The organism is Lentzea sokolovensis, from assembly GCF_033949975.1.
GTDB classification, from domain to species: Bacteria; Actinomycetota; Actinomycetes; order Mycobacteriales; family Pseudonocardiaceae; genus Lentzea; species Lentzea sokolovensis.
In genome coordinates this window covers 484,118-508,045 of record NZ_JAXAVU010000013.1, presented here as the reverse complement: position 1 = coordinate 508,045, position 23,928 = coordinate 484,118, and the positions used below count along the sequence as shown (strand labels likewise).

The 23,928-nt window shown below is 68.9% G+C and carries 22 protein-coding genes and 1 pseudogene; 9 read left to right on the top strand and 14 right to left on the bottom strand.

Annotation, left to right across the window (positions count from 1 at the left end; genetic code table 11):
- Positions 1 to 304: 304 nt before the first annotated feature.
- The 7 genes and pseudogenes from SK854_RS33585 to SK854_RS33560 form a co-directional block, all read right to left on the bottom strand.
- Positions 305 to 1,054 carry a YebC/PmpR family DNA-binding transcriptional regulator gene (locus SK854_RS33585; RefSeq protein ID WP_319979141.1) on the bottom strand — a complete coding sequence of 250 codons (750 nt, stop codon included), beginning with the start codon at positions 1,052 to 1,054 and terminating at the stop codon, positions 305 to 307.
- Complete coding sequence (gene pdxT, locus SK854_RS33580) at positions 1,051 to 1,683, bottom strand: pyridoxal 5'-phosphate synthase glutaminase subunit PdxT (protein WP_319979140.1); 633 nt, start codon at positions 1,681 to 1,683, stop codon at positions 1,051 to 1,053. The genes SK854_RS33585 and pdxT overlap by 4 nt, the downstream gene beginning before the upstream one ends.
- A gap of 46 nt (positions 1,684 to 1,729) precedes the next feature.
- On the bottom strand, positions 1,730 to 2,161 hold the full coding sequence (locus SK854_RS33575) for an Imm1 family immunity protein (protein WP_319979139.1): 432 nt from the start codon (positions 2,159 to 2,161) through the stop codon (positions 1,730 to 1,732).
- A 49-nt stretch (positions 2,162 to 2,210) separates the two neighbouring features.
- Positions 2,211 to 2,441 (bottom strand): annotated as a pseudogene (locus tag SK854_RS48315) (DddA-like double-stranded DNA deaminase toxin); the annotation flags it as partial.
- Positions 2,442 to 2,448: 7 nt separating this feature from the next.
- Entirely contained in the window at positions 2,449 to 2,592 is a 144-nt protein-coding gene (locus SK854_RS33570) for a hypothetical protein (RefSeq protein ID WP_319979138.1), read from the bottom strand.
- 138 nt (positions 2,593 to 2,730) lie between these two features.
- Entirely contained in the window at positions 2,731 to 4,068 is a 1,338-nt protein-coding gene (locus SK854_RS33565; protein ID WP_319979262.1) for an amino acid permease, read from the bottom strand.
- Between the two features lie 138 nt (positions 4,069 to 4,206).
- Entirely contained in the window at positions 4,207 to 5,394 is a 1,188-nt protein-coding gene (locus tag SK854_RS33560) for a trans-sulfuration enzyme family protein (protein ID WP_319979137.1), read from the bottom strand.
- A gap of 74 nt (positions 5,395 to 5,468) precedes the next feature.
- On the opposite strand from SK854_RS33560, the gene SK854_RS33555 reads away from it, so the two are divergent.
- Positions 5,469 to 5,909, top strand: coding sequence for an Lrp/AsnC family transcriptional regulator (locus SK854_RS33555; RefSeq protein WP_030478062.1), 441 nt, complete (start codon positions 5,469 to 5,471; stop codon positions 5,907 to 5,909).
- Here SK854_RS33555 and SK854_RS33550 read toward each other — a convergent pair.
- The 3 genes from SK854_RS33550 to SK854_RS33540 are packed head-to-tail and all read right to left on the bottom strand — an operon-like array spanning position 5,906 to position 9,344.
- Positions 5,906 to 8,302 carry a helix-turn-helix transcriptional regulator gene (locus tag SK854_RS33550; protein WP_319979136.1) on the bottom strand — a complete coding sequence of 799 codons (2,397 nt, stop codon included), beginning with the start codon at positions 8,300 to 8,302 and terminating at the stop codon, positions 5,906 to 5,908. The two genes, SK854_RS33555 and SK854_RS33550, sit on opposite strands and share 4 nt — an antisense overlap.
- Positions 8,303 to 8,355: 53 nt before the next feature.
- Complete coding sequence (locus SK854_RS33545; RefSeq protein ID WP_319979135.1) at positions 8,356 to 8,664, bottom strand: AzlD domain-containing protein; 309 nt, start codon at positions 8,662 to 8,664, stop codon at positions 8,356 to 8,358.
- Entirely contained in the window at positions 8,643 to 9,344 is a 702-nt protein-coding gene (locus SK854_RS33540; protein WP_319979134.1) for an AzlC family ABC transporter permease, read from the bottom strand. The genes SK854_RS33545 and SK854_RS33540 overlap by 22 nt, the downstream gene beginning before the upstream one ends.
- Positions 9,345 to 9,402: 58 nt before the next feature.
- On the opposite strand from SK854_RS33540, the gene SK854_RS33535 reads away from it, so the two are divergent.
- The 4 genes from SK854_RS33535 to SK854_RS33520 all read left to right on the top strand — a co-directional run bounded on the left by SK854_RS33535 (position 9,403) and on the right by SK854_RS33520 (position 14,034).
- A complete protein-coding gene (locus SK854_RS33535) occupies positions 9,403 to 9,957 on the top strand; it encodes a helix-turn-helix domain-containing protein (RefSeq protein ID WP_245822222.1) in 555 nt (184 codons plus the stop codon).
- Between the two features lie 215 nt (positions 9,958 to 10,172).
- Positions 10,173 to 12,350 (top strand): RNA polymerase recycling motor ATPase HelR, encoded by a 2,178-nt coding sequence (gene helR / locus SK854_RS33530; RefSeq protein ID WP_406601860.1) that lies wholly within the window; start codon positions 10,173 to 10,175, stop codon positions 12,348 to 12,350.
- Between the two features lie 42 nt (positions 12,351 to 12,392).
- Positions 12,393 to 13,298, top strand: a complete 906-nt coding sequence (locus SK854_RS33525; protein ID WP_319979132.1) for an LppU/SCO3897 family protein — start codon at positions 12,393 to 12,395, stop codon at positions 13,296 to 13,298.
- 127 nt (positions 13,299 to 13,425) lie between these two features.
- Positions 13,426 to 14,034 carry an LppU/SCO3897 family protein gene (locus SK854_RS33520; protein ID WP_319979131.1) on the top strand — a complete coding sequence of 203 codons (609 nt, stop codon included), beginning with the start codon at positions 13,426 to 13,428 and terminating at the stop codon, positions 14,032 to 14,034.
- A gap of 52 nt (positions 14,035 to 14,086) precedes the next feature.
- Here SK854_RS33520 and pdxS read toward each other — a convergent pair whose 3' ends face one another.
- Complete coding sequence (pdxS, locus tag SK854_RS33515; RefSeq protein WP_090066984.1) at positions 14,087 to 14,980, bottom strand: pyridoxal 5'-phosphate synthase lyase subunit PdxS; 894 nt, start codon at positions 14,978 to 14,980, stop codon at positions 14,087 to 14,089.
- Positions 14,981 to 15,226: 246 nt separating this feature from the next.
- Between pdxS and SK854_RS33510 the strand changes: the two genes are divergently transcribed.
- On the top strand, positions 15,227 to 17,284 hold the full coding sequence (locus SK854_RS33510; RefSeq protein ID WP_319979130.1) for an elongation factor G-like protein EF-G2: 2,058 nt from the start codon (positions 15,227 to 15,229) through the stop codon (positions 17,282 to 17,284).
- A 198-nt stretch (positions 17,285 to 17,482) separates the two neighbouring features.
- On the opposite strand, the gene SK854_RS33505 is transcribed toward SK854_RS33510, so the two are convergent.
- Positions 17,483 to 18,982: a CoA-acylating methylmalonate-semialdehyde dehydrogenase gene (locus SK854_RS33505; protein WP_406601859.1), complete on the bottom strand. Its 1,500-nt coding sequence runs from the start codon at positions 18,980 to 18,982 to the stop codon at positions 17,483 to 17,485.
- The gene (locus tag SK854_RS33500; RefSeq protein ID WP_319979129.1) at positions 18,979 to 20,262 is read right to left on the bottom strand and encodes an aspartate aminotransferase family protein; all 1,284 of its coding nucleotides are present in this window, start codon (positions 20,260 to 20,262) and stop codon (positions 18,979 to 18,981) included. The genes SK854_RS33505 and SK854_RS33500 overlap by 4 nt, the downstream gene beginning before the upstream one ends.
- A gap of 108 nt (positions 20,263 to 20,370) precedes the next feature.
- Between SK854_RS33500 and SK854_RS33495 the strand changes: the two genes are divergently transcribed.
- Positions 20,371 to 21,963: a PucR family transcriptional regulator gene (locus SK854_RS33495; RefSeq protein WP_319979128.1), complete on the top strand. Its 1,593-nt coding sequence runs from the start codon at positions 20,371 to 20,373 to the stop codon at positions 21,961 to 21,963.
- 31 nt (positions 21,964 to 21,994) lie between these two features.
- Here SK854_RS33495 and SK854_RS33490 read toward each other — a convergent pair whose 3' ends face one another.
- On the bottom strand, positions 21,995 to 22,444 hold the full coding sequence (locus tag SK854_RS33490) for a hypothetical protein (protein WP_319979127.1): 450 nt from the start codon (positions 22,442 to 22,444) through the stop codon (positions 21,995 to 21,997).
- A gap of 128 nt (positions 22,445 to 22,572) precedes the next feature.
- On the opposite strand from SK854_RS33490, the gene SK854_RS33485 reads away from it, so the two are divergent.
- Both SK854_RS33485 and SK854_RS33480 read left to right on the top strand, forming a co-directional pair.
- Positions 22,573 to 23,280 (top strand): MerR family transcriptional regulator, encoded by a 708-nt coding sequence (locus tag SK854_RS33485; protein WP_319979126.1) that lies wholly within the window; start codon positions 22,573 to 22,575, stop codon positions 23,278 to 23,280.
- 18 nt (positions 23,281 to 23,298) lie between these two features.
- Complete coding sequence (locus SK854_RS33480; RefSeq protein ID WP_319979125.1) at positions 23,299 to 23,901, top strand: class I SAM-dependent methyltransferase; 603 nt, start codon at positions 23,299 to 23,301, stop codon at positions 23,899 to 23,901.
- Positions 23,902 to 23,928: the final 27 nt, after the last annotated feature.

The window sequence follows — 23,928 nt, the reverse complement described above, 5'->3', positions numbered from 1 at the left end:
CGTGAAGGCCGTGACGCCTGCGGATAGCGACGCGTGTCATAAACCGTGATCAGCTCAAGGCCTTCGCCGATGATGCGAGGACTCGTCCAGCCCAAATGCTTCAGCAGAGTCGGCTCGAGTGACCGGCGGGCCGTGGTGAGCACCTCGGCCGTTTCCTCGAATCCTCTTCCGGCGACGCTTCCGCAGGCACTCGCAGGACAGCAGTCACCACAAGAACCAGAATGCACCCGGTCCACATTCTTGTCGTGTAATGCAAAAACGCCGGCCACGCGCATCGCGTGACCGGCGTTCTTTCGAGACTTCGTCAGCCGACCTCGGCCATGACCTCGTCCGACACGTCGAAGTTCGCGAAGACGTTCTGCACGTCGTCGCAGTCCTCCAGCGCGTCGATGAGCTTGAAGATCTTCTTCGCGCCCTCGACCTCCAGCTGCACCGACACCGAAGGCATGAAGCTCGACTCGGCGGACTCGTAGTCGATGCCCGCGTCCTGCAGCGCCTTGCGGACCGGGATCAGGTCGCCGGCCTCGGACACGACCTCGAAGGCCTCGCCCAGGTCGTTGACCTCCTCGGCACCGGCTTCCAGCACCGCCAGCATCACGTCGTCCTCGGACGTCTCCGCCTTCGGCACGATCACGACACCCTTGCGGCTGAACATGTACGACACCGAACCGGGGTCGGCCATCGAACCGCCGTTGCGCGTCATCGCCGTGCGAACCTCGGTGGCGGCACGGTTGCGGTTGTCCGTGAGGCACTCGATGAGCACCGCGACGCCGTTGGGCCCGTAGCCCTCGTACATGATGGTCTGCCAGTCGGCGCCGCCGGCTTCTTCACCACCACCGCGCCTGCGGGCGCGTTCGATGTTGTCCAGCGGCACCGAGTTCTTCCGGGCCTTCTGGATGGCGTCGAACAGCGTCGGGTTGCCGTCCGGGTCCCCACCACCGGTGCGGGCCGCGACCTCGATGTTCTTGATCAGCCGCGCGAAGAGCTTGCCGCGCTTGGCGTCAATGGCGGCCTTCTTGTGCTTGGTGGTCGCCCACTTGGAGTGGCCGCTCATTTCTCCTCCGAACCAGTCAAACCACGAACCATGTCCACGAACAGGCGATGGACGCGCTCATCCCCCGTGAGCTCCGGATGAAACGCCGTGGCCAGCACGTTGCCCTGCCTGACCGCGACGATCCTACCGGCGGCATCACCCGCTTCAGCCGTAACGGGCACCGTAGCGAGAACCTCCACCCCCTCGCTAACCGCCTCCACCCACGGCGCACGGATGAACACGGCGTGCACACTCTCACCGGCGAGATCGAGATCGGTCTCGAACGAGTCGATCTGCCGCCCGAACGCGTTCCGGCGCACCGTGACCGCCAGGCCACCGAGCTGTTCCTGGTCCTCACGGCCGTCCAGCACCGTCTCGGCCAGCAGGATCATGCCCGCGCACGACCCGTAGGCCGGGAAGCCGGCCTTGATCTTCGCCTTGAGCGGTTCGAGCAACTCGAAGTTGACCAGGAGCTTGCTGATGGTCGTCGACTCGCCGCCGGGGATGACGATCCCGTCCAGCTCGTCCAGTTCCTCGGGCCTGCGGATGGGCCGTGCGGTGACATCACACTTCGCGAGGGACACGAGGTGTTCCTGGACATCGCCCTGGAGAGCGAGCACGCCAATGACGGGAGGGGCAGCGACAACCATGCTCACCAGCATATTCGAGGTCCGCGGGCCCGCTGCGCACCCCTCGTCAGTGGACTTCGAGCAACCCGGGGAAGTCGTCCGGAATCAGCCCGCCGTGATCGAGATATGCCGCCAGCACCGCCCGAACCGCCGTCAGCGGCACTTCGTGACGTAGTGGCACATCCTCGCCGTGACCCTGGAAGTCGTAGACCCGGTCACCGACGATGTCGTCACCCAGCGTCGCACGGCGACCGGTCCGGCTGCTGACCTGCACGTAGCCTTGTTCGGCGCCAACGCCCGCGCGTACAGAGGGGAAGCGATAGGGGTCGTCCGCCACGTACACGGTGATGATCGACGGGCACGGTTGCCGTGCGGACTGCTCGCTCACCCGGTCCAGCAGCACGGCCAGTTCCTCGTGTGTGCGGATGATGATGGCGGGATCGCCGGGGTTGAAGTCATCCTCGGGTTTCTGGTCGTACCAGACCTCTAGAGCTGCCACGGTGCCCGCATCCCTCCGGTGTACGTCTTGCGGTAGTTCGGCGCGTGCACTACGAGCGTGGACCCCTCCGGCAACAGCACCGGGACCACGAGCGGTCTCGGCACGGCCGGCTGTTCAGCACCACCGTGGCATGTCGGATGCCCTTCTGGCGCATCGTCACCGCGACCTTCGTTTCCACGTGCGTCACGGTCACAGAAGCACCCGGTTCCGGAAAATCAGTCGCCTTCAACAGTTCCCACGCCTGAGCCGACGCGTCGTCCTGCCCGCTCACGATCGCCGCGACCTCGTCACCGCTGTTGGCGAACCAACGCCCATGTGTGCGCTGACCGGTTCCTGGCCGTACCGGCGACGGACAGCAGATCACGCGCCTGTTCGGCAAGATCCGCTGCCTCGTGATGCGCGGCCATCGCCTGGTCGATCTTGACCAGCACACGCCGAGCGACGCCGCTCGGTGTCCCTCGCGTGCCCATCGCCACCCGATGCCGCCACGACACAGCGGAACCAGCCCCGTGAAACACCGCGAGCCGCCCCCTTCGTGAGGGGACGGCTCGCGGCTTGAACGGGCTACGTCAGTCGATGGTGACGAGATCCCGCTGCTCCACCGGCTGACGCGACTTCACGAAGCGCCATCCGAGGAACAAGATCAGAGCGACCACCGGAATCGACCAGAACGCGATCTTCTCGGCGGTCCCGGCAAAGGCCATCTGCCCGATCACCAGCGCGAGAAACGCGAGCGTCCCGTACGAGGTGTAGGGCGCGCCGGGCATTCGGTAGGACGGCCGCTGGATCTCGCCGGCCAACGCCTTCTTGCGCAACCGCAACTGGCAGATGATCAGAGTGGCCCAAGTGGACACCACACCCAGCGAGGCCACCGCGATCGCGATGTCGAACGCCTCCTTGGGCACGATGTAGTTGAGAACGACACCGAACAGGTAAGCGACACCGGTGAACAGGATGCCGCCGTACGGCACGTGCCGGGCGTTCATCCGACCGGTGATGGCCGGCGCCTCGCCCTTCTGCGCCAGCGAACGCAAGATCCGCCCGGTCGAGTAGAGACCGGAGTTGCAAGAGGACAGTGCCGCCGTCAGCACCACGGCGTTCATGATGTCGCCGACCGCCGGGATGCCCAGGGCCGAGAACACGGTCACGAACGGGGATTCGGTGCCGGTGAAGTGGTCCCACGGCAACAACATGGTCAGCAGCAGCACGGAGCCGACGTAGAAGATCGCGATGCGGTAGACGACGCCGTTGATGGCGCGCGGCATGATCTTCTCGGGGTCCTTGGTCTCGCCCGCGGCGATGCCCACGAGTTCGATGGCCGAGTACGCGAACACGACTGCCTGCAACGTCATCAGGGCGATGCCGAAGCCTGCCGGGAACAGGCCGCCGTGGCCCAGGGTGTTCGAGACCGACGCCGTGGTGCCGCCGATGTCCGCGTTGCCGATGACCAGGCCCACGCCGACCACCAGGAAGACCACGATCGCGGTCACCTTGATGACGCTGAACCAGAACTCCAGCTCACCGAAGAGCTTGACGGACAACATGTTGATGGCGATCAGCACGGCAAGGGCCACCAGTGCGGTGATCCACTGCGGCAGGTCGGGGAACCACTTGTGCATGTAGATCGCGACGGCGGTGATCTCGGCGATGCCCGTCATCGCCCAGTTCAGCCAGTACAGCCAGCCCGACGTGAAGCCGGCCCACGGGCCGATGAACTCGCGGGCGTACTCGACGAAGCTGCCGGACACGGGGCGATGGAGGACGAGTTCGCCCAGCGCGCGCATGACGAAGAACGCCGCGAGGCCGCACACCGCGTACGCGAGGATCAGCGACGGCCCCGCTGTGGCGAGGCGCCCGCCCGCACCCAGGAAAAGGCCGACGCCGATAGCGCCACCGATTGCGATCATCTGCACCTGACGCTTGGTCAGCGCCTTGGTGTAGCCGTCCGCATCAGTTTCCACAGAACTCACGAGGAGGTTCCTTCCGAAACGGAAAAATGCTCGCGTCGGAACCTCCCGCGCCCCGACGCGCTGATTCGGGGAACCCTAGCGAGTGGCGGTCATCACCAAGTAATCACCTGGGGAAGACTTAACGTAAGCGACGTCACACAGCGCTGCGTTTAGGTCATCCCAAATGTCGTCGACGTGCTCAAGTCCGACGGAAATGCGCAGCAAATTGTCCGGAACGCCAGAAGCACGCAGTTCTTCGCCGGGTACCAGGCGATGGGTCAAAGCCGAGGGATGCTCGATAAGAGTGTCGACCGAACCCAACGACACCGCCGGCGTGATGAGCCGAAGACGACGCACGACCTCGACGGGGTCGCCGTGCACTCCGAACGCGATCATGGCGCCGGTTCCGCGCATCTGCCGTGACGTGGACGGGTAGCGCACGAACTCCACGGCGTCGTGCGAGCCGAGTCGTGACGCCAGCACCGCGGCCGAACGCGACGCCGCCTCGACGCGCAACGGCAGCGTGGCCAGCCCGCGGTGCAGCAGGTAGCCGCCCAACGGGTGCAGAACCGCGCCCGTGATGATCCTGACCTGCCGCAACGCCGCCGCGAGCGACTCAGAGCAGGCCACGACGCCGCCGAGCACGTCGCCGTGCCCGCCCAGGTACTTGGTGCCGGAGTGCAGCACGTACGAGGCTCCGTGCAGGTAGGGGTTCTGCAGGACCGGGGTCGCGAAGGTGTTGTCGACCATCACCGGCACGCCGCCCGACTGGCGCACGACGTGCTCGATGTCGACCAGGTCGAGGTTGGGGTTGGCCGGGGTCTCGACCACGATCAGCCCGGTGTCCGGCCGGATCGCGGAGGACACCAGGCCCGCTTCGACGTACGTGGTCGTGACGCCCAGGAGACCGGACGACAGCAGGTGGTCGGTGCCGCCGTACAACGGCCGCACGGCTACGACGTGCGGTTTTCCCGCCATCACGCAGGCGGCCTGGACGACGGCGGTCACCGCTGCCATGCCGCTGCCGAACGCCACGGACGTCTCGGTGTGCTCGAGAGCCGCGAGCGCCTGCTCGAAACGGGCCACCGTCGGGTTGTGCAGCCGCGCGTAGACGGGCGAGGCCGCCCGCGCGGCGCCGGTGGCCCACTCACCCAGCGCTTCCCCGCCGAGCGCCTGGTCAGGCACGGGGTAGGTGGTGGACAGGTCGATGGGAGGCGCGTGCACGCCGAGCTCCGCGAGGTCGTCGCGGCCGCCGTGCACTGCGATGGTCTCGATGCGCGTCATGGCCCGAATGGTGGAGACTGCCTCGGCGGAACGGTCAGAAGACCGCAGGCGATTCGGCGGAACGGAGAACGACCGTGCTGGATTCGATCGACGAGGCCATCGTGCGGGAGCTGCGGAAGGACGCGCGGCTGCAGAACAAGGACCTGGCCGAACGCGTCAACGTCGCGCAGTCCACGGCGGTGGTCCGGCACCGGGCTCTCAGGGAACGCGGCGTGATCACCGGCTACCACGCCGAGATCGATCCGGGCGCCGTCGGGCAGCACGTCCAGGCGATGCTCGCGGTGAAGATCCGCCCGCACACCAAGGAGATCGTCGACCCGTTCATGGCTTATGTGCTGAGCCTTCCAGAAACACTCGCGCTCTCTCACGTGACCGGTCCGGAGGATTTCCTGGTGCACGTCGCGGTATCGGACGTCGGCCATCTGCAACGACTCGTGCTCGACAAGTTCACCAGCCGGCGAGAGGTGACAGAGGTTCATACGAACCTGCTCTTCTCGCACGTCAGAAAGCATTAACCGGCGAGCCTCAATGCGGGTGCGAGCTGGTCGCGGCCGTCAATGCCGAGCTTGCGATAAACCTTCGTCAGGTGGATCTCGACGGTCCGCAGTTGCACGAACAGCACGGCCGCGATCTCGCGGTTCATCTTGCCCGCGGCAGCCAGAGCGGCCACGCGCCGCTCGGACTCGGTGAGGCCCGCGGGCCCGGCGGCGAGCTCCTGCCGGATCTCCTCGGCCAGTTCCTCGACACCGCAGTCGTCGGCCAGGTCCACGGCCACGCGCAGCTCGGCGCGGGCCGGCTTCACCCGTCCGGCCAGGTGCAACGCGCGGCCCAGTGCGAAGTGGCTCCGCGCCCGTTCCAGCAGGGCGCCGGACGAGGCCAGCAGGTCGACCGATTCCTGAAGCAGCCCAATGCCTTCCACGCCGAGAAGCACGCCCTGTGCTCGCAGCGACGCCGCCAACGGCAACACAGCGCCGATCGAGCGTGCGAGGCGTTCCTCGGCGAGAAGGTGATCTCCTCCGAGGGGCAGCCGCCACGACGTGCTGTCGCAACGGCGCACATGCAGCCGTTCGCCGCAGTCCAGCAGGTCGCGCACGCCGTCCTTGCGCCGCTCGGCCGCGATCCGCACCCGTCCCCGCGCGGCCAGCAACGCAGGCGATCCGAACAGGTCCGGCACCTCGCCGGGCACCACCTCGAACACGGCCGACGCCATCTCGACGTCGCCCATCTCCAACAGCGCCAAGGAAAGCTCGGCCAGGGCGGCGAACACCGGCGTCGACACCCGAACCGCGCCGCAGCTCTCCAGCACCGCCAACGCCTCACGGGCGTCGGACTCGGCACCCGCAAGCCGTCCCAGATCCCGCAGGCACGCAGAACGCGCCGTGAGGGCAGCCGCGACGCACGGCCGGTGCTGCCAGCGACGCGCCACGGTCAACGCACGGTCCGCGCGCGCGTAGGCGGCCGTCAGTTCGCCGCGCATCCGCACGAACCCAACAGCCCGCAGGTAGGGCTCGAACTCCGAGGGCGTCGACGGCAGGACGTCGGGATCGCCGATGACGTCCGGCTCGACCTGTGGCTCCTCCCCCAGCAACGCCAGCAGGCCCGGCAACGCGGGGTGCGCGGGATCGGCCTCTCCCAGGTGGTCCACCGCCGCCGGGACGTCCACATAGGACTCGACCTCGCCGAGTTCCGCCAGCAACCCGGCGGACTCCGGCTCGTCCATCGCGCGCCTGAGGTACCGGACGGCGTCCACGACCCGGTTGCGCGTCCGGGACCGCTGAGCGGCCGACACGAGCACCTCGGTCGCCCACTCCTCGCCCTGCGGCCGGGTCTCGACCAGGTGCTCGGCCACCGCCTCGGCCGACGCGCCCGTCTCGGTCAGCAACCGGGCTGCGGCTGCGTGCAGGTCCTGGCGTTCGGTGATGGTCAGCTCTTCGCGCAAAGTGTTGCGCACCAACGGATGCACCAACGAGCCGTCGGCCGACAGCAACCCCATCCGATGCAGCGCGGCGATCGTCCCGGCCAGTTCGCACGGTTCGATGCCGATCAACTCGGCGACTCGCGGCAAAGTCACTTCGCCGCCCAGCACGGCCAAAGCGTGCAATGCGTCGGGTGCGTGCGGCGCGAGGCGGCGCAGGCGGACGTTGACGGTCGGCAGCAACGCCGGTGCGGTGAGTCCGACGACGTGGTCGGTGTACGCGCGCACGAGGTTGAGCAGCAGCAACGGATTGCCGCCCGCCTCAGCGCGGCACAACGCGATGAAGTCGTCGTCCTGCGGCCCCAGCTCGTTCTCGACCAACGCCCGCGAGTCGGCGAACGACAGCTCGTCCAGCCTGATCTCGCTGGTCGACGCGGCGAGCAGCTCCTCGAGGGTCTGCGGCCCCGCGCACACCTCGCCCGCCCCGATCCCGGCCAGCGCGAAGATCGGCAGGTGCTCGATGCGGTGCGGCAGGGTGCTCAGCCACTGCAGCGACGGCTGGTCGGCCCACTGCGCGTCGTCCACGACGAGGGCGACGGGGCGCTCGGCGGCCATCCGGGCGAGCGCGCGATGCAGGACGTGCAGTTCGGGCAACGTCACCGGGCCTGGTTCGGCCAGCGAGTCGGACTGCCCGAGCGCGGCCGCGATGCGCGGCTGGTGCTGGACGTCGTCCCCCGGCTGCACGCACACGAAAAGGCGGCTGACCAGCCCGAACGGCAGGTCGCGCTCCAGGTAGCTGCCGCGCGCCGCCAGCACCGTGAACCCGTGCCGCGCGGCCAGCTCCCGCGCGGTCGTGAGCAGCGCCGTCTTGCCGGCCCCCAGTCCCCCGGTGGCCACCACGAGGTGCCCGTCACCGCCCGAAGCCGCGGTGAGTGCCTCCGCCAGCCGCGTCGTCTCCCGGTCCCGCCCGACCAGTCCAGGTTTCGCGCCCATGGGTCCATCTGAGGCCTGTCCGCCATTGGCCGCCTATCGCGGAAGCATTGGCGCTATGCCACCCCGATGAGCCGTAGTCCCGCCGTGGTCGCCGCCGCGAGCACGATGACCGCCACGAACGGCAGCTTGCGCCACGCCGCGAGCCCGCCGACGGCGACGCCCGCCGCGAGCGCCCAGCCGCCGAACTGCCTGCCGTTCGTCAACGCCGAGACCGCTACCAGCGCCAACAGCAGAACCGTCGCCGAAGCGGACATCAGTTCGCGGACCTTCTCCGGCAACGTGACGCGGTCGCGCAGCAACGGTCCGGCGAGGCGGATCGCGAAGGTGCCGGCGGCCAGGATCAGGACTGCGGTGACGGGCACGGCTCCTCCTTCTTCTTCGTCGTGCGGAACGCGAACAGCCCGGCCAGCGCGAGCAGCACGGGCACACCGGCGGGCAGGAACGGCGTGGTCATGAGCGCTATCGCGGCGCCGACCAGGGCCGCGTTGCGCGTCGCCGCGTCTTTGAGCGCCGGCAACGTGAGCGCCAGCAGAGCCGCCGGGAACGCCGCGTCCAGCCCGAACGTCATCGGGTCGCCGATCGCCTGCCCCACGAGCGCACCGATGAGCACGCCCGTGTTCCAGCTGAAGAACAGCGACACGCCACACGCCCAGTAGGCCGCACGCGCTCTCGCGGGATCCTTCTGCGCCATCGCGAACGCCGTCGACTCGTCGATCAGCAGGTGACTGCCGACGATCCGAGCGAGCGGGCTCTTGCCCAGCACGTCCCCGACCGCGAGGCCGAACGGCAGGTGCCGCGCGTTGAGCACGAGCCCGGCCAGCACCGCGGCGGCAGGGCTGCCACCTGCGGCGACGACACCCACGGCCATGAACTGCGAACCGCCCGCGAAGATCACCAGCGACATCAGCACCGGCATCCACCACGGAAGGCCGGAGCCGACCGAGATCGCGCCGAAGCTCGCACCGGTCACCGCGGCACCCAACGCGACTGCGGCCACGTCACGCAGAAGCACAGCATCAAGAGTTCGCCAGATCGAACGCACCACCCATTAAGATGAACACCTGGGATCGGTGTTCGTCAAGACGAACGGATGGACTTCTGTGTCGAACGCACCACTCGACCTCATCGCGGCCAACCTCCGGCGCGAGCGCGACCGCACCGGCATGTCGCTGAGCGAGGTCGCGAAGAAGGCCGGCGTCGCGAAGTCGACGCTCTCCCAGCTGGAGTCCGGCGCGGGAAACCCCAGCGTGGAGACCCTGTGGGCGCTCGGCGTCGCGCTGGGCGTCCCGTTCAGCCGCCTCGTCGAACCCGCCGTGCCGCGCGTGCAGGTGATCCGCGCGGGCGAGGGCCCGGTCATCCACTCCGAACAGGCGCACTACTCCGCGACGCTGCTGGCCGCGTGCCGTCCGGGCACCAAGCACGACATCTACTGGCTGGCCCTCGAACCCGGTGGCGCCCGCGAGTCGCTGCCGCACGTGCCGGGCAGCGTCGAGCACATGATCGTGGCGTCCGGCCGCTGCCTGGCAGGTCTCGCCGACGACCCGATCGAACTCGGGCCCGGCGACTACATCGTCTATCCCGGCGACCTGCCGCACATCTGCAAGGCGTTGGAACCGGGCACGACCGCGATGATGGTCATGGAGCACACCGTCTAGCTCAGCTGGCGGACGAGCGTGCGCAGCCACGGTTCAGGCCCGAGATCGGCGCCGCCATCGTGGAGGAGAACTGCACGGGACCTACACGCGCTCCACACGTTCGGGGTGCGATTCTTCCCACTCAACCGTATAGCAGACAGGGGGCCTTGCCACAAGGCCCCATGGATCGTTCACACTCATCGCCTCAGGCAGAACAAGGGCGCTGTGGGGAGCACGTGGGTTACGAAGAAGAACTGCAGTCCGAGCGTGAATACGTGGCCGGTCTCTACGCACGGCTCGATGGCGAACGCGCGCGAGTGAAGGCCGCCTACCTGTCAGCGCTGGGTGGCACCGGCGAGACCGCAATGGACCGTGACAACGAGGTGCGCGCCCGGCACCGCGAGATGAAGCGCCTGAACGTGGCCGACTACGGCCTGTGCTTCGGCCGGCTGGACAGCGTCGACGGCGACCGCTCCTACATCGGCAGGATCGGCCTGTTCGACGAGGAGAACGAGTTCGAACCGGCGCTGCTCGACTGGCGGGCACCGGCGGCGCGGCCGTTCTACACCGCCACCGGGGCCACCCCCGAGGGCATGCTCCGGCGCCGCCAGTTCCTCACCCGCCGCCGGGCGGTCGCCGGGTTCACCGACGAGGTGTTCGGCAAGCTCGGCGAGGAGCAGGGCGACGTGGCCCTGCTGGAGGCGTTGAACGCGCCGCGCGGCGACGGCATGCGCGACATCGTGGCGACCATCCAGTCCGAACAGGACGCGATCATCCGGCTCGACCACCCCGGCGTGCTGGTGATCGAGGGCGGCCCCGGTACCGGTAAGACGGTCGTCGCGCTGCACCGCGTCGCATACCTGATGTACACGCAACGAGAGCGCATGGAACGGCACGGCGTGCTCGTCGTCGGTCCCAACCCGGCGTTCCTCAACCACATCAGCCGTGTGCTGCCGTCACTGGGCGAGTCGGACGTCGTGTTCTCGACCACCGGCAGCCTGCTGCCCGGTCTGCTCGCGACCGCCGAGGACACTCCGGACGTCGCGCGGCTCAAGGGTTCGCGCAAGATGGTGGACGTGCTGAAGGCGGCCGTCGCGGCCCTGCAGCGCGTTCCCGCGGAGCCGATCCCGATGGGCATGAAGGACGTGGTCGTCCACATCGGCGCGGACGTCGCCGAGTGGGCCCGGCAGGAGGCGCGTGACAGCGGCCTGCCGCACAACGAGGCCCGCGCGGTGTTCCGCGAGATCGTCACGTACGTGCTGACCGAACGGGCGATCGGCCGGATCGGGAAGGGCTGGATGTCCCGGTCCGACAAGCAGGCCTGGGAGGAGATGCGGACAGGTCTGGTCAAGGACCTCGCCGACGACGACACGTTCGCCGCGCTGCTCGACTCCCTGTGGCCGATCATGACGCCGTTCGAGCTGCTGAGCGCGCTGTACTCGTCGCCGGAACTGCTGGCGGAGGCGGGCGCCGACCCGTCGCTGCACCGCGCGGACGGTTCCGCGTGGACGGTGTCGGACGTGCCGTTGCTCGACGAGCTGCACGACATGCTGGGCAAGGACGGCAGCGAGCAGGCCGACGACCAGGCCGCTTCCGCCGACCGCGCGGCCGAGGCCCGGTACGCGGCCGAAGTGCTCGACAGCATGGTCGGCCGCTTCGACCACATGGACGACGAGGACCACCTCTTCGCCTCGGACATGCTGTTCGCCGAGGACCTGGCCGAGCGCTTCGAGGACCACGACCAGCGCACGCTCGCCGAACGCGCGCTGGCGGACCGCGGCTGGACCTACCGGCACGTGGTGGTGGACGAGGCCCAGGAACTGTCCGAAATGGACTGGCGGGTGCTGATGCGCCGCTGCCCCGGCCGTTCCTTCACGGTGGTGGGCGACCTGGCGCAGCGTCGTGCGGCGGCGGGTGCCACGTCGTGGGGCCAGATGCTCGACGCGTACGTGCCGGGGCGCTGGGAGTACCGGTCGCTGACGGTCAACTACCGCACGCCGGCGGAGATCATGGCCGTCGCGGCACGGGTCCTCGCCGAGTTCGCGCCGGACGTTCGCGCGCCGGAGTCGGTGCGCGCCAACGGTGTTCAGCCGTGGTCGCGGCAGGTGACTCCGGACGAGCTGCCCGGCGTCATCGAGGAGTTCGTCAAGCAGGAGGCGGTTCTCGAGGGAACGAGCGTGGTGATCGGTCCGTCCGGCGTGCCCGGCACCGTGCCCGCCTCGGAGACCAAGGGCCTGGAGTACGACTCGGTGCTCGTCGTCGAGCCGGAACGGATCATGGCGGACGGGCCGCGCGGCGCGGCGGAGCTGTACGTGGCGCTCACCCGTGCCACGCAACGGCTCGGCGTGCTGCACCACGGGGCGTTGCCGGCCGCTTTGTCCGATCTCGCTGAGACCGTGGGCACAAGCGGGTGATTCGGTGGGTGCGGGGTTCTGACCAGTTCTACAGTCCGCCTGGTGAGCACTCCGCCCAACCAGCCCCACGACCCGGCCGACCCGTGGGCGACTCCGCCCGCGGGTCAGGCCGCACCGGGCCCGCAACCGGGCCAGGCGTACCCGGCCCAGCCGTATCCGGGTCAGCCCCACGCCGGCCAGCCCAACCCGGGCCAGCCGTATCCCGATCAGGCCTATCCCGGCCAGGCGTACCCCGGCCAGCCTTTCCCGGGTCAGGCGTACCCCGGCCAGGCGTATCCGGGTCAGCAGTATCCAGGTCAGCCCCAGGCCGGTCAGCCGCATCCGGGCCAGCCCTACCCGTCCTATCCGGCTCCGGAACCGCCGCGGAAGTCGTCGGGCAAGGCGTTCCTGATCATCGCCGGGCTGGTGGTGATCGCGCTGGGGCTCAGTGCCGCCGTGTTCCTGGTGAACCGGGACGACAAGAAACCGGCCGCGGCCTCGTCCACGCCGGTCACGACCACCACGACGACGACCACCACCACGAAGCCGAAGGCGTTCGCGGAGGTCGGTGACTGCGTGCTGCTCGCGGGCGGGTCGTTCAACCCGAAGTTCGAGAAGACCGCGTGCGCCGAGAACAAGCACAACTACACGGTGTCCAAGGTGCCGGCGACGTCCACCGAGGAGTGCGGCACGCCGCCGGACGGCTACGTCAAGTACACCAAGGGTTCCAGCGTGAACGTGTGCCTGATCCCGGTGTTCGTCGACGGCGAGTGCTACGACTTCACCCTCGCGTCGCTGAAGTCGGAGTTCCCGAAGAAGGCGTGCGGCGGCTACATGGTCGTCAAGGCCAAGGTGATCACCGGAACCGCGGACAAGGCGGCGTGCGGTCAGGACGAGCGGCTCGCGCTGGCGCTGGCCTATCCGGAGATCAAGACGACCTACTGCCTGACCCACACCTTCTCGATCTGAGGCGGGTGCCACCCGAGAGGCGGTCGGGGAAAGACCTGACCGCCTCTAGGATGGGCGGAAGTCTGGGGGGACTGCTCGCGTCGGCCAGACGATCACATCCGCGTCCGAGCCGCACTGGGGGCATTCCATGACGACTCCACCCACTCCACCTGACGGGCCCCGCGACCTGTGGGCGCCACCCGCCGCGGCACTCCCGCCGCACGGTCACCCGGCCGCGTTCGTTCCACCACGAAGGACTTTCCGCGCCAGCAGGGTGATCGCGGCCTGCCTCGGTGGCCTGGTGCTGGTGGCGCTGGTCTTGGGCGCGTCGCTGCTCCGCGGGGACGACTCTCCCGGCACGGCGGTCGGCGACTGCGTGAAGCTGACGGGCACAGAGACCGCCATGAGGTACGAGAAGGTCTCCTGCGACGGCAGGCTGCACAACTACACCGTGAGCAGGGTGCTGGGCTCCCGGAGCGGGGACTGCGGCGAAGCCCCGTACTCGTACACGACCTACGACAGCCGCAAGGACCTCAGCGAGCACCTGTGCCTGATCCCGGTGTTCTTCGACGGCGAGTGCTACGACTTCACCTCGCACCTCGCCGAGAACAAGAGGGTGGCCTGCGGCACGGCCGGGGCGACCAAGATGCGGGTGCTCACGAACGTCGCGGACGAGGCGGCGTGCGGCCCGGAGTCGTCGAAAGCGATGGCCTTCAAGGAAACGAATACCACGTACTGCTTCACGGCGGGGTCCTAGGACAGCAGAAGGGCGCGTCCCGCGGGACGCGCCCTTCTGTGGTTTCTGAGACTTACCAGCCGCGCTCGGCCAGGCGGTGCGGCTCCGGGATCTCGTCGACGTTGATGCCGACCATGGCCTCACCCAGGCCGCGCGAGACCTTGGCGATGACGTCGGGGTCGTCGTGGAAGGTGGTGGCCTTCACGATGGCCTCGGCGCGCTGGGCCGGGTTGCCGGACTTGAAGATGCCGGAACCGACGAACACGCCCTCGGCGCCGAGCTGCATCATCATCGCGGCGTCGGCCGGGGTCGCGATGCCACCCGCGGTGAACAGCACGACGGGGAGCTTGCCGTTCTGCGCGATCTCCTTGACCAGCTCGTACGGCGCCTGGAGCTCCTTGGCGGCCACGTAGAGCTCGTCCTCGGGGAGGTTCTGCAGGCGGCGGATCTCCTGACGGATCTTGCGCATGTGCGTGGTGGCGTTCGAGACGTCACCGGTGCCGGCCTCGCCCTTGGAGCGGATCATGGCCGCGCCCTCGGTGATGCGGCGCAGGGCCTCGCCCAGGTTCGTCGCACCGCAGACGAAGGGGACGGTGAACGCCCACTTGTCGATGTGGTTCGCGTAGTCGGCCGGGGTGAGCACCTCGGACTCGTCGATGTAGTCGACACCGAGCGACGCGAGGACCTGGGCCTCGACGAAGTGGCCGATGCGGGCCTTCGCCATGACCGGGATCGAGACGGCGTTGATGATCCCGTCGATCAGGTCGGGGTCGCTCATGCGCGCGACGCCGCCCTGGGAGCGGATGTCGGCCGGGACGCGCTCCAGCGCCATGACGGCGACGGCGCCCGCGTCCTCCGCGATCTTCGCCTGGGTGGCGTCGACCACGTCCATGATCACGCCGCCCTTGAGCATCTCGGCCATGCCGCGCTTGACGCGGGCGGTACCCGTGACCTGATCAGTGCTCACCTGGGCAACCTTTCACGAGGGGAAGTCTTGGTGAACTCACCCTACGTCTGACGTGGCCTCCTCGCCCAAGCCACTGGAGCCCCGAACCAGAAGGCCACTTTCCGATCAACCGCAGGTCGTGACACGTGTCACGCGGCTGGTTGTGAATTGTGTTCGCGTGCCGGTGGGCGACCAGTCGGGTCTCCGGGGTTGTAACGACCTGTGAACGGGTGTGAGATCGAACACTACGACTTGACGGAGGTCGCCATGGGAAGCAAGAACTCCGACAACGGCACATCGGCAGGCGCGGTCGCTGTAGACGACCCGGCCAAAGTCCGCAACGTCGTGCTCGTGGGCCCGTCCGGCGCCGGCAAGACGACGCTCACCGAGGCCCTGCTCGCCGCCACCGGTGTCCTGACCCGCGCGGGATCGGTCACCGAGGGCACCACGGTCTGCGACCACGACCCGGCCGCCGTCCGGCAGCAACGGTCGGTGGGCCTCGCGGTCGCCCCGATCCAGCACGGGGACATCAAGATCAATCTGATCGACACCCCCGGATACGTCGACTTCGTGGGTGAGCTCAGGGCAGGACTACGGGCCGCGGACGCGGCCCTTTTTGTTGTCAACGCCTTCGAGGGCGTCGACCCGGCCACCATCTCGTTGTGGGAGGAGTGCGCTCTCGTAGGCATGCCACGCGCCGTCGTCATCACACGCACCGACCACCACCGTGCGGACTTCGGCGCCGAGGTCATCGCGTGCCAGGCGGCGTTCGGCGCGGGCGTTGTGCCGCTGTACATGCCGGAGGGCGACGCACTGGTCGGGCTGCTGACGTCCGGGGCGAACTACCCGGACGAACGCGCGGCGTTGATCGAGGGAATCATCGCCGAGAGCGAGGACGAGACCCTCATGGAGCGCTACCTCGAAGGCGAGGAGATCGACCAGGACACGCTCATCGCCGACCTGGAGACCGCCGTCTCGCACGGCTCGTTCCACCCCGTGATGCCCGTGTGCGCCGCAACCGGCATGGGTCTCGTGGAGCTGTTGGACGGCATCGCGCGCGCGTTCCCGTCACCGCTGGAGCACGACGTTCCGGACGTGACGTCGGTGGACGGCATCCCGCAACCTCGCATGGCCGCCGACCCGGACGGGCCACTCGTCGCCGAGGTGGTCCGCACCGCAGTGGACTCCTACGTCGGCCGCGTGTCGTTGGTCCGTGTCTTCTCCGGCACCCTTCGCCCCGAACGCCCCGTGCACGTCTCCGGCCACGGCATGGCCGACCGCGGCCACGAGGACCACGACGCCGACGAACGCGTCGCCCACATCTACTCGCCGCTGGGCTCGACGCTGCGCGAGGTCCCCTACTGCGTCGCCGGCGACCTGTGCGCGCTCACGAAGCTGACCACCGCCGAAACCGGCGACACCGTCTCCGCCCCCGAACAACCCCTGCTGATGGCGCCGTGGGACATGCCAGAACCGTTGCTGCCCATCGCCGTCGTGCCCCGCACACGCAGCGACGAGGACAACCTGGCCCGCAACCTCGGCCGCCTGGTCGCGAGCGACCCGACCCTGCGCCTGGACCGCAACGCCGAGACGCACCAGATGGTCCTGTGGTGCATGGGCGAGGCCCACGCAGACGTCGTGCTGGCCCGCCTGCGCGCCGGCGGGGCGGAGATCGACACCGAACCGGTGCGCGTGCCGTTCCGCGAAACCTTTGCGGGCTCGGGGAAAGGCCACGGCCGGCACGTGAAGCAGTCGGGAGGCCACGGCCAGTACGCGGTGTGCGACATCCTCGTGGAACCACTCCCCCGCGGCGCCGGCTTCGAGTTCGTGGACAAGGTCGTCGGCGGCTCGGTCCCCCACCAGTTCATCCCGTCCGTCGAGAAGGGCGTGCGCGCACAGCTGGAACGAGGCCTGCACGACGGCACCCCTGTCGTCGACGTACGGGTGACTCTCGTTGACGGCAAAGCACATTCGGTCGACTCGTCGGACGCCGCGTTCCAGACCGCGGGCGCGCTGGCTCTGAAGGAGGCCGCGGCCGCAGCGCGCACGCAACGGCTGGAACCGATGGACGAGGTCGCGATCCGCCTGCCCGACGAACACCTGGGCACCGTGCTGGGCGACCTGTCCGGCCGGCGCGGGCGGGTGCTCGGGACCGAGTCGGACGAGGGCGGACGCACGCTGATCCGCGCCGAGGTGCCGTCGTCGGAGCTGCTGCGGTACGCGGTGGAACTGCGGTCCCTGACGTCGGGGACCGGCACGTTCACGCGCCGCTTCTCCCGTTACGACCCGCTGCCGGAGGCGTTGGCGGCACGCGCGGCCAAGTAGCCGAGCGTCTGCAAGGGCTCTGTTGGCGAATCCTGGCGGTGCATGGGCGCTTGTCGCGGGCGCCCGGTTCACCCGGCGTGGATCTTGATGAGGGGAGCTTTCATGAACCTGAGGTTTATGAAAGCTCCCCTCATCAAGATCACATCGCGCCCGCACGCGGCAATCGCTCGATTCGCCGGCAAAGTCCTGCCGGTACGGCTAGGTGTTCTGGGGGAAGCCCAGATTCACGCCACCGTGCGACGGGTCGAGCCAGCGCGAAGTGACGACCTTCGAGCGGGTGAAGAAGTGCACGCCGTGCGGGCCGTACGCGTGGGAGTCGCCGAACAGCGATTCCTTCCAGCCGCCGAACGAGTAGTAGGCGACCGGTACGGGGATCGGCACGTTCACGCCGACCATGCCCACCTCGATCTCGTTCTGGAACCGGCGGGCCGCGCCTCCGTCGTTGGTGAAGATGGCGGTGCCGTTGCCGTAGCGGTTGCTGTTCACCATCTCGACGGCTTCTTCATAGGTGTCGCAGCGGACGACCGAGAGCACCGGGCCGAAGATCTCGTCGGTGTAGATCGTCATGTCCGTGCCGACGTGGTCGAACAGCGTCGGGCCGAGCCAGAAGCCGCCTGCCTCGCCGTCGATCGGGTGGTCTCGGCCGTCGACCACCAGCGAAGCACCGGCAGTGACACCCGCCTCCAGATAGGACGTGACCTTGTCCCGGTGCACGCCGGTGACCAGCGGGCCCATCTCGCACGACGAGCCGGCGCCGACCTTCACGTCGGCGATCCGCGACTGGATCTTGGAGACCAGCGCGTCGCCGACCTCGCCCACGGCGACCACGACCGAGATCGCCATGCACCGTTCGCCCGCCGAGCCGAAGCCCGCGGACACGGCGGCGTCCGCGGCCAGGTCGAGGTCGGCGTCAGGTAGTACGACCATGTGGTTCTTGGCGCCGCCCAAGGCCTGCACGCGCTTGCCGTGCGAGGTGCCGGTTTCGTAGACGTAGCGGGCGATCGGGGTGGAGCCGACGAACGAGATCGCCTTCACGGTCGGGTGTTCGAGGAGCCGATCAACGGCCACCTTGTCGCCGTGCACGACGTTCAGCACACCGTCCGGCAGCCCGGCTTCGGCGAACAACTCGGCGATGAAATTGGAGGAAGAAGGGTCCTTTTCGGACGGTTTCAGGACCACGGTGTTGCCGCACGCGATCGCGGTCGGCACGAACCACAGCGGGACCATGGCGGGGAAGTTGAACGGCGAGATCACGCCGACCACGCCGACGGGCTGCTGGATCGAGTAGACGTCGACGCGGGTCGACGCGTTCTCGCTGAAGCCGCCCTTCAGAAGCTGCGGGATTCCGCACGCGTACTCGACCGACTCCAGCGCGCGCTGGATCTCGCCGCCCGCGTCGGACACGACCTTGCCGTGCTCGGCGGACACGATCTTCGCGAGGTCGCCCTTGCGGTCGTTGAGCAGTTCGCGGAACTTGAACATCACCGTCGAGCGCTGCGCCAAGGACGCGTTCCGCCACGACGCAAACGCTTCCGCGGCAGCCGAGACCGCCGCGTCCACTTCGGACACCGAAGCGAAGGCGACCTGGGAGGCCACCTTGCCGGTCGTCGGGTCGTAGACGTCGCCGAGCCGATCAGGAGCGTCGTCCCAGGGCTTGCCGTTGATACGGTGTTTGATCCACTTCTGGGCGTTGATCACGCGATCTCCACCGCCTGCGCCAGAATCCCGAGAGCCTCTTCCAGTTCGTCCTCGGTCAGCGTCATCGGCGGGGCCAGCCGGATCACGTTGCCGTACAGACCGCCCTTGCCGACGAGCAACCCGCGCGCCTTCGCCTCCGCCAGCACCACACCGGCGGCGGCGCCGTTCGGTTCGCCCTCGGGACCGACGAACTCGACACCGACCATCAGGCCCTTGCCGCGCACGTCCCCGATCACCGGGTGCTTCTCCGCCAGCTCACGAAGTCCGCTCAGCAGCCGCGAGCCGAGCTTGGCCGCGTTGGCCTGCAGGTCGTGGTCCAACAGATAGTTGAGGGTGGCCAAAGCACCGGCCGTGGAGACCGGGTTGCCACCGAACGTCGAGATCGAGTTCGCGTTGATGGTGTCCATCAGGTCGCCGCGCGCGACGACGCCGCCGATCGCGAGGCCGTTGCCCAGGCCCTTGGCGAACGTCATCGCGTCCGGCACCACGTCGTGCGCCTGGATGCCCCAGAAGTGCTCGCCGGTGCGACCCCAGCCGGTCTGCACCTCGTCGGAGATGAACAGGATCCCGTACTCGTCCAGCACGTCCTTGAACGCGCGGAACAGGCCGTCGGGCGGGGACGTGAAGCCGCCGACGCCCTGGATCGGCTCGGCGATCATGCACGCGACGTCGCCGGACGTCGTGGTCTCGATGATCTCGCGCAGGTCGTCGACGCACGCCTTGACGTAGTCGGCGTCGGAGAAGGACTTGAACGGCGAACGGTAGCGGTAGCCGCCGTGCACCCAGCTGACCTTGATCGGCGACAGCGCGGACGCGGACCAGCCGCGGTTGCCCGTGATGGCGATCGTGGCGAACGCACGGCCGTGGTAGCTGTTGCGCAGCGCCAGCACCTGCTCGCTGCGACGCGCCTGGGTGGCGAGCATCAGCGCGGTCTCGTTGGCCTCGGTGCCGGAGTTCGTGAAGAACACCTTGGCGTCCGGGATGCCGGAGAGCTCGGCGATCTTCTCCGCGAGCTCGACCTGCGAGCGGATCAGGTACAGCGTCGAGCTGTGCAGCACGCCCGTGTCGAGCTGGGAGCGGATCGCGTCGCTGATCTCGGCGACGTCGTAGCCGATGGCGTTGGTCAGGATGCCCGCGAAGAAGTCCAGGTAGGTGGTGCCCTCGCGGTCGGTCACCCGGCGCCCGGAGGCGCTCGCGATCTCGATGGGCTCGTCGTAGTAGAGGGCCAGCCACTTCGGCATCACCGCGCGGTGTCGTGCCAGCAGCTCCTTGTGAGCCATCTCGTCCTCCAAGGGGTCCGACGCCTGCCTCGGAGTCTGCTGGCGCGCCGGGTGCGCCGCCATGCACAACATGTACCCGGATCGACTGGTTGGCATTACGTTGTGTCCATGTACCCGACGGTCTCCGAAGTCGTCGCTCTGCCGGTGATCCGGCAGGGAAAGCCCCGTTTGGTGGCCGGATCGGCCGGACTCGGCAGACGTGTCCGATGGGTCCATGTGGCGGAGATCGCAGACATCGCGCCGCTGCTGCGAGGCGGCGAACTGGTGCTCACGACCGGCGTGATGCTGCCCGAGTCCGGCCTGGCCCGCTACATCGAGGAACTGGCCGCCGTCGGCTGCGCGGGCCTGATCGTCGAGCTGGGCAGGCGGTGGCGCGACGACGTGCCCGGCGCGCTGGTCACGGCGGCCGAACGGCACGGGCTACCGCTGGTCACGCTCACCGAGGAGACCAAGTACGTGGCCGTGACCGAGGCCGTCGTCGGGTTGATCGTGGACGCCCAGCTGGCCGAACTGCGGGCCGCGGAACAGGTGCACGAGACGTTCACGGCGCTGACGGTCGCGGGCGCCGAACCCTCCGAGGTGCTGCGCGAGGTGGCCAGGACGTCCGGACTGGCGGTCGTGCTGGAGACGCTCGGCCACGACGTGCTCGCCTACGACGCGGCCGGGCACGATCCCGTGACGCTGCTGGACGACTGGGCGGCGCGTTCGCGGGCCGTCACGGTCACCGAACGGACCGCCTACGACACCGCGTCCGGCTGGTTGATCACCATCGTCGGGGCACGCGGCGCCGACTGGGGCCGGCTCGTGATGGTCTCGCCGGAGCCACCACCGCACCGGCACGTCGTGGTAGCTGAACGCGCCGCGTCGGCGTTGGCCGTGCATCGGCTCGTGGCGCGCGATCGGGAGTCGCTGGAACGGCAGACGCACCGGACGCTGCTCGCCCAGCTGCTCGGTCAGTCACCGCAGTCGCCGGATCTGGGCGCGCGGGCGGCGGCGCTGGGCGTGCCGCTGGAACGACGCCAGCTGATCGGCGTGGCGGTCCGGCCGGTGTCCGTTCTGCAGGGGCAAACGCTTGCCACGCAGGAGGTCCTGCGTGATCTCGCCGAGGCGACGGCGCTGGCGGCCAGGCGCGTGACGGTCGCGGCACTGGTCGGCGTCGTGGACGACACGTCGGTGCGCGCGCTGCTGTCGGTGCCGGTGACCGTTGGTGTGGAAGGTGTTCTGCGCAAGGTCGCGCGCGAGATCCACCGGACGGCGGCGTCGGCCGTCGTGATCGCGGTGGGCACGACGGTGACGTCCACAACGGACGTTCGCAGGTCGCTCGGCGAGGCCGTGCACGTGGCAGGGGCGGCGCTGCGGGCGCCGGGATCCCAGCTGTACCACCGGCTTGACGACGTCCGGCTGCGCGGGTTGCTGCACCTGCTGCGCGAGGACGAACGGGTGCGGGCGTTCGCGGACCGCGAGCTCGGGCCGTTGCTGGCGCGGGACTCGGCGCAGGGCTCCCGGCTGGTCGAGCTGCTGCGGTGCCTGTGCGAGAACGGCGGCAACAAGTCGGCGGCGGCCGCGGCGGCGCACCTGTCCCGCACGGCCTACTACCAGCAGCTGGGGCGGATCGAGCAGGTTCTCGGCGTCTCGCTGGAGGACCCGGAGTCCGTGCTCTCGCTCTACGTCGCCCTGTTGGTACACGAAATGGGCCCGTGAGCGCGCACGGGCCCATTTTCGACGTGTGAACTCAGCCGTTGATCGTCGGGAAGGTGCCCGAGAGAACGGTCGGGTTCGGCACGACGTTGTTGGTCGGCAGGTCCGACAGCGCCGGCGCCTTCAGGTCACCGACGTGCGCGTTGCCCGCGAGGGCCTCGGCGTTCGGCAGCGACGGCAGGGTGCCCAGCTCGGCGGCGACCGGGTTCGGCACGGTGCGCTCCTGCGCGGCCGGGACGGCGGGCAGCGCGGGCACCGGCAGGTCGCTGGCGACAGGCGCGCCGACGTGCGGGAGCTGGACAGCGGAGGCCGACTCGAGCGGGTTCGCGTGCTGCTGGGCGTCGGAGATCAGCTTGTCCGCGCCGACCTCGGGGACACCGGCGCCCAGCTGGGGCAGCTCGGCGGCGCTGGCCGAACCCGCGAGGAGCGGGGCGGCGCTGGCGGCGAGCAGGGCGGCGGCACGGAACAGTCCGGAACGAGACACAGTTTTCCTCAATCTGGTTTGGGGACCGATCTTCGATTTCATCGGCGCATTTGGTTCGAGAATTAACCCGCTCGATCGGGTGGTGAGGGTTTGAACCTCACGCGGCGGGAGGTCCTACGGTCCTTCGTGTGACCCGTTGGAGCGTCGGTGACCTGGCCAGAGCGAGCGGACTGACAGTCCGCTCGCTGCACCACTACGACGAGATCGGACTGGTCGTCGCTTCCGAGCGCACGGCATCCGGTCACCGTCGGTACACACCGGACGACGTCCGCCGCCTCTATCAGGTGAGATCGCTGCGCCAGCTCGGTCTTTCGCTGGAGGAAGTCCGATCGGCACTGTCCCGTTCGGACTCGCTGCGACCTCTCTTCGAGGCCCAGCTCGCCGCGCTGAACGCTCAGGCGCGGCAGGTGGAGGCACTGCGGTCGCGGCTCACCGCGCTGCTCGACGGGCACACCACCGAGTCCCTTCTGTCCACTTTGGAGATGATGTCCGTGTACGAGAGCTACTTCACCGCCGACCAGCTGGGCGACATGAGGTCGCGCGCGGCGGCGATGGGCCCGGAGGCCGTGGAGGCGCTGAAGGCGTCCTGGCTGGAGCTGGTGCGGCAGCTGCGTCAGCACATGGCCGACGGCACGCCACCGTCCGACCCGCGCGTCGTCGAGCTGGCGCGGCAGTGGGACGAGCTCGGCGCCCGGTTCACCGGCGGCGACCCGGCGGTCCAGGCCGCGGCGCAGAAGTCGTGGACCGAGAACAAGGCGTCGATCAGCACGCAGATCGGCTGGCCCGCCGACGACGGTCTGGTGGAGTACGTAACTCAGGCGCGCGCCGCACGGTGAGTTCGGTAGAAGTTGGTCATGCTTCCCGATGACCGACGTCTGCAGGCCGCCAACCCGACCGGGTGGTTCGAAGATCTCTACGCGGAGGCCGAAGCCGGCACGGCCTCCGTCCCGTGGGACGTCCCCCACCCGCAACCGCACCTCGTCAAGTGGGCCGACGGCGTCGACGGCACGGGCCGGCGCGCGCTGGTCGTGGGCTGTGGCTACGGCCGCGACTCGGAGTTCCTGGCCTCGCTGGGGTTCGAGGTGACCGCCTTCGACATCTCCCCCACCGCCGTGGCGGCCGTGCAGGCGCGCCATCCGGAGTCCACCGTCTCGTACGTGGTCGCCGACCTGCTGAACCCGCCCGCAGAGTGGCACCACGCGTTCGATCTCGTCGTGGAGAACATGACGGTGCAGGCGCTGCCCGTCGACGCGCACGCCCAGGCCATCGAACGGGTCGCGTGGCTCACCGGCTCGAAACTGCTGGTCCTGGCCGTGGCCCGCGAGGAAGGATCGGTCGCGGACGGTCCGCCGTGGCCGTTGACGCCGTCCGAGATCATGGCGTTCCAGACGGACGGTCTCACCGCGCTGGACGTGGGTCGCGACGAGGCCCGCTGGACCGCGGAGTTCGTGCGCTAAGTGGCCATGAACTGACCACTTATGACG

What these genes read in the sequence shown, in the direction of transcription:
- SK854_RS33500 (WP_319979129.1), bottom strand. Translation starts at nt 20,262, where the DNA reads ATGGCTCACAAGGAGCTGCTGGCACGACACCGCGCGGTGATGCCGAAG.
- SK854_RS33520 (WP_319979131.1), top strand. Translation starts at nt 13,426, where the DNA reads ATGACGACTCCACCCACTCCACCTGACGGGCCCCGCGACCTGTGGGCG.
- SK854_RS33495 (WP_319979128.1), top strand. Translation starts at nt 20,371, where the DNA reads ATGTACCCGACGGTCTCCGAAGTCGTCGCTCTGCCGGTGATCCGGCAG.
- SK854_RS33560 (WP_319979137.1), bottom strand. Translation starts at nt 5,394, where the DNA reads ATGACGCGCATCGAGACCATCGCAGTGCACGGCGGCCGCGACGACCTC.
- SK854_RS33565 (WP_319979262.1), bottom strand. Translation starts at nt 4,068, where the DNA reads ATGATCGCAATCGGTGGCGCTATCGGCGTCGGCCTTTTCCTGGGTGCG.
- SK854_RS33585 (WP_319979141.1), bottom strand. Translation starts at nt 1,054, where the DNA reads ATGAGCGGCCACTCCAAGTGGGCGACCACCAAGCACAAGAAGGCCGCC.
- SK854_RS33510 (WP_319979130.1), top strand. Translation starts at nt 15,227, where the DNA reads ATGGGAAGCAAGAACTCCGACAACGGCACATCGGCAGGCGCGGTCGCT.
- SK854_RS33550 (WP_319979136.1), bottom strand. Translation starts at nt 8,302, where the DNA reads ATGGGCGCGAAACCTGGACTGGTCGGGCGGGACCGGGAGACGACGCGG.
- pdxT (WP_319979140.1), bottom strand. Translation starts at nt 1,683, where the DNA reads ATGGTTGTCGCTGCCCCTCCCGTCATTGGCGTGCTCGCTCTCCAGGGC.
- SK854_RS33480 (WP_319979125.1), top strand. Translation starts at nt 23,299, where the DNA reads ATGCTTCCCGATGACCGACGTCTGCAGGCCGCCAACCCGACCGGGTGG.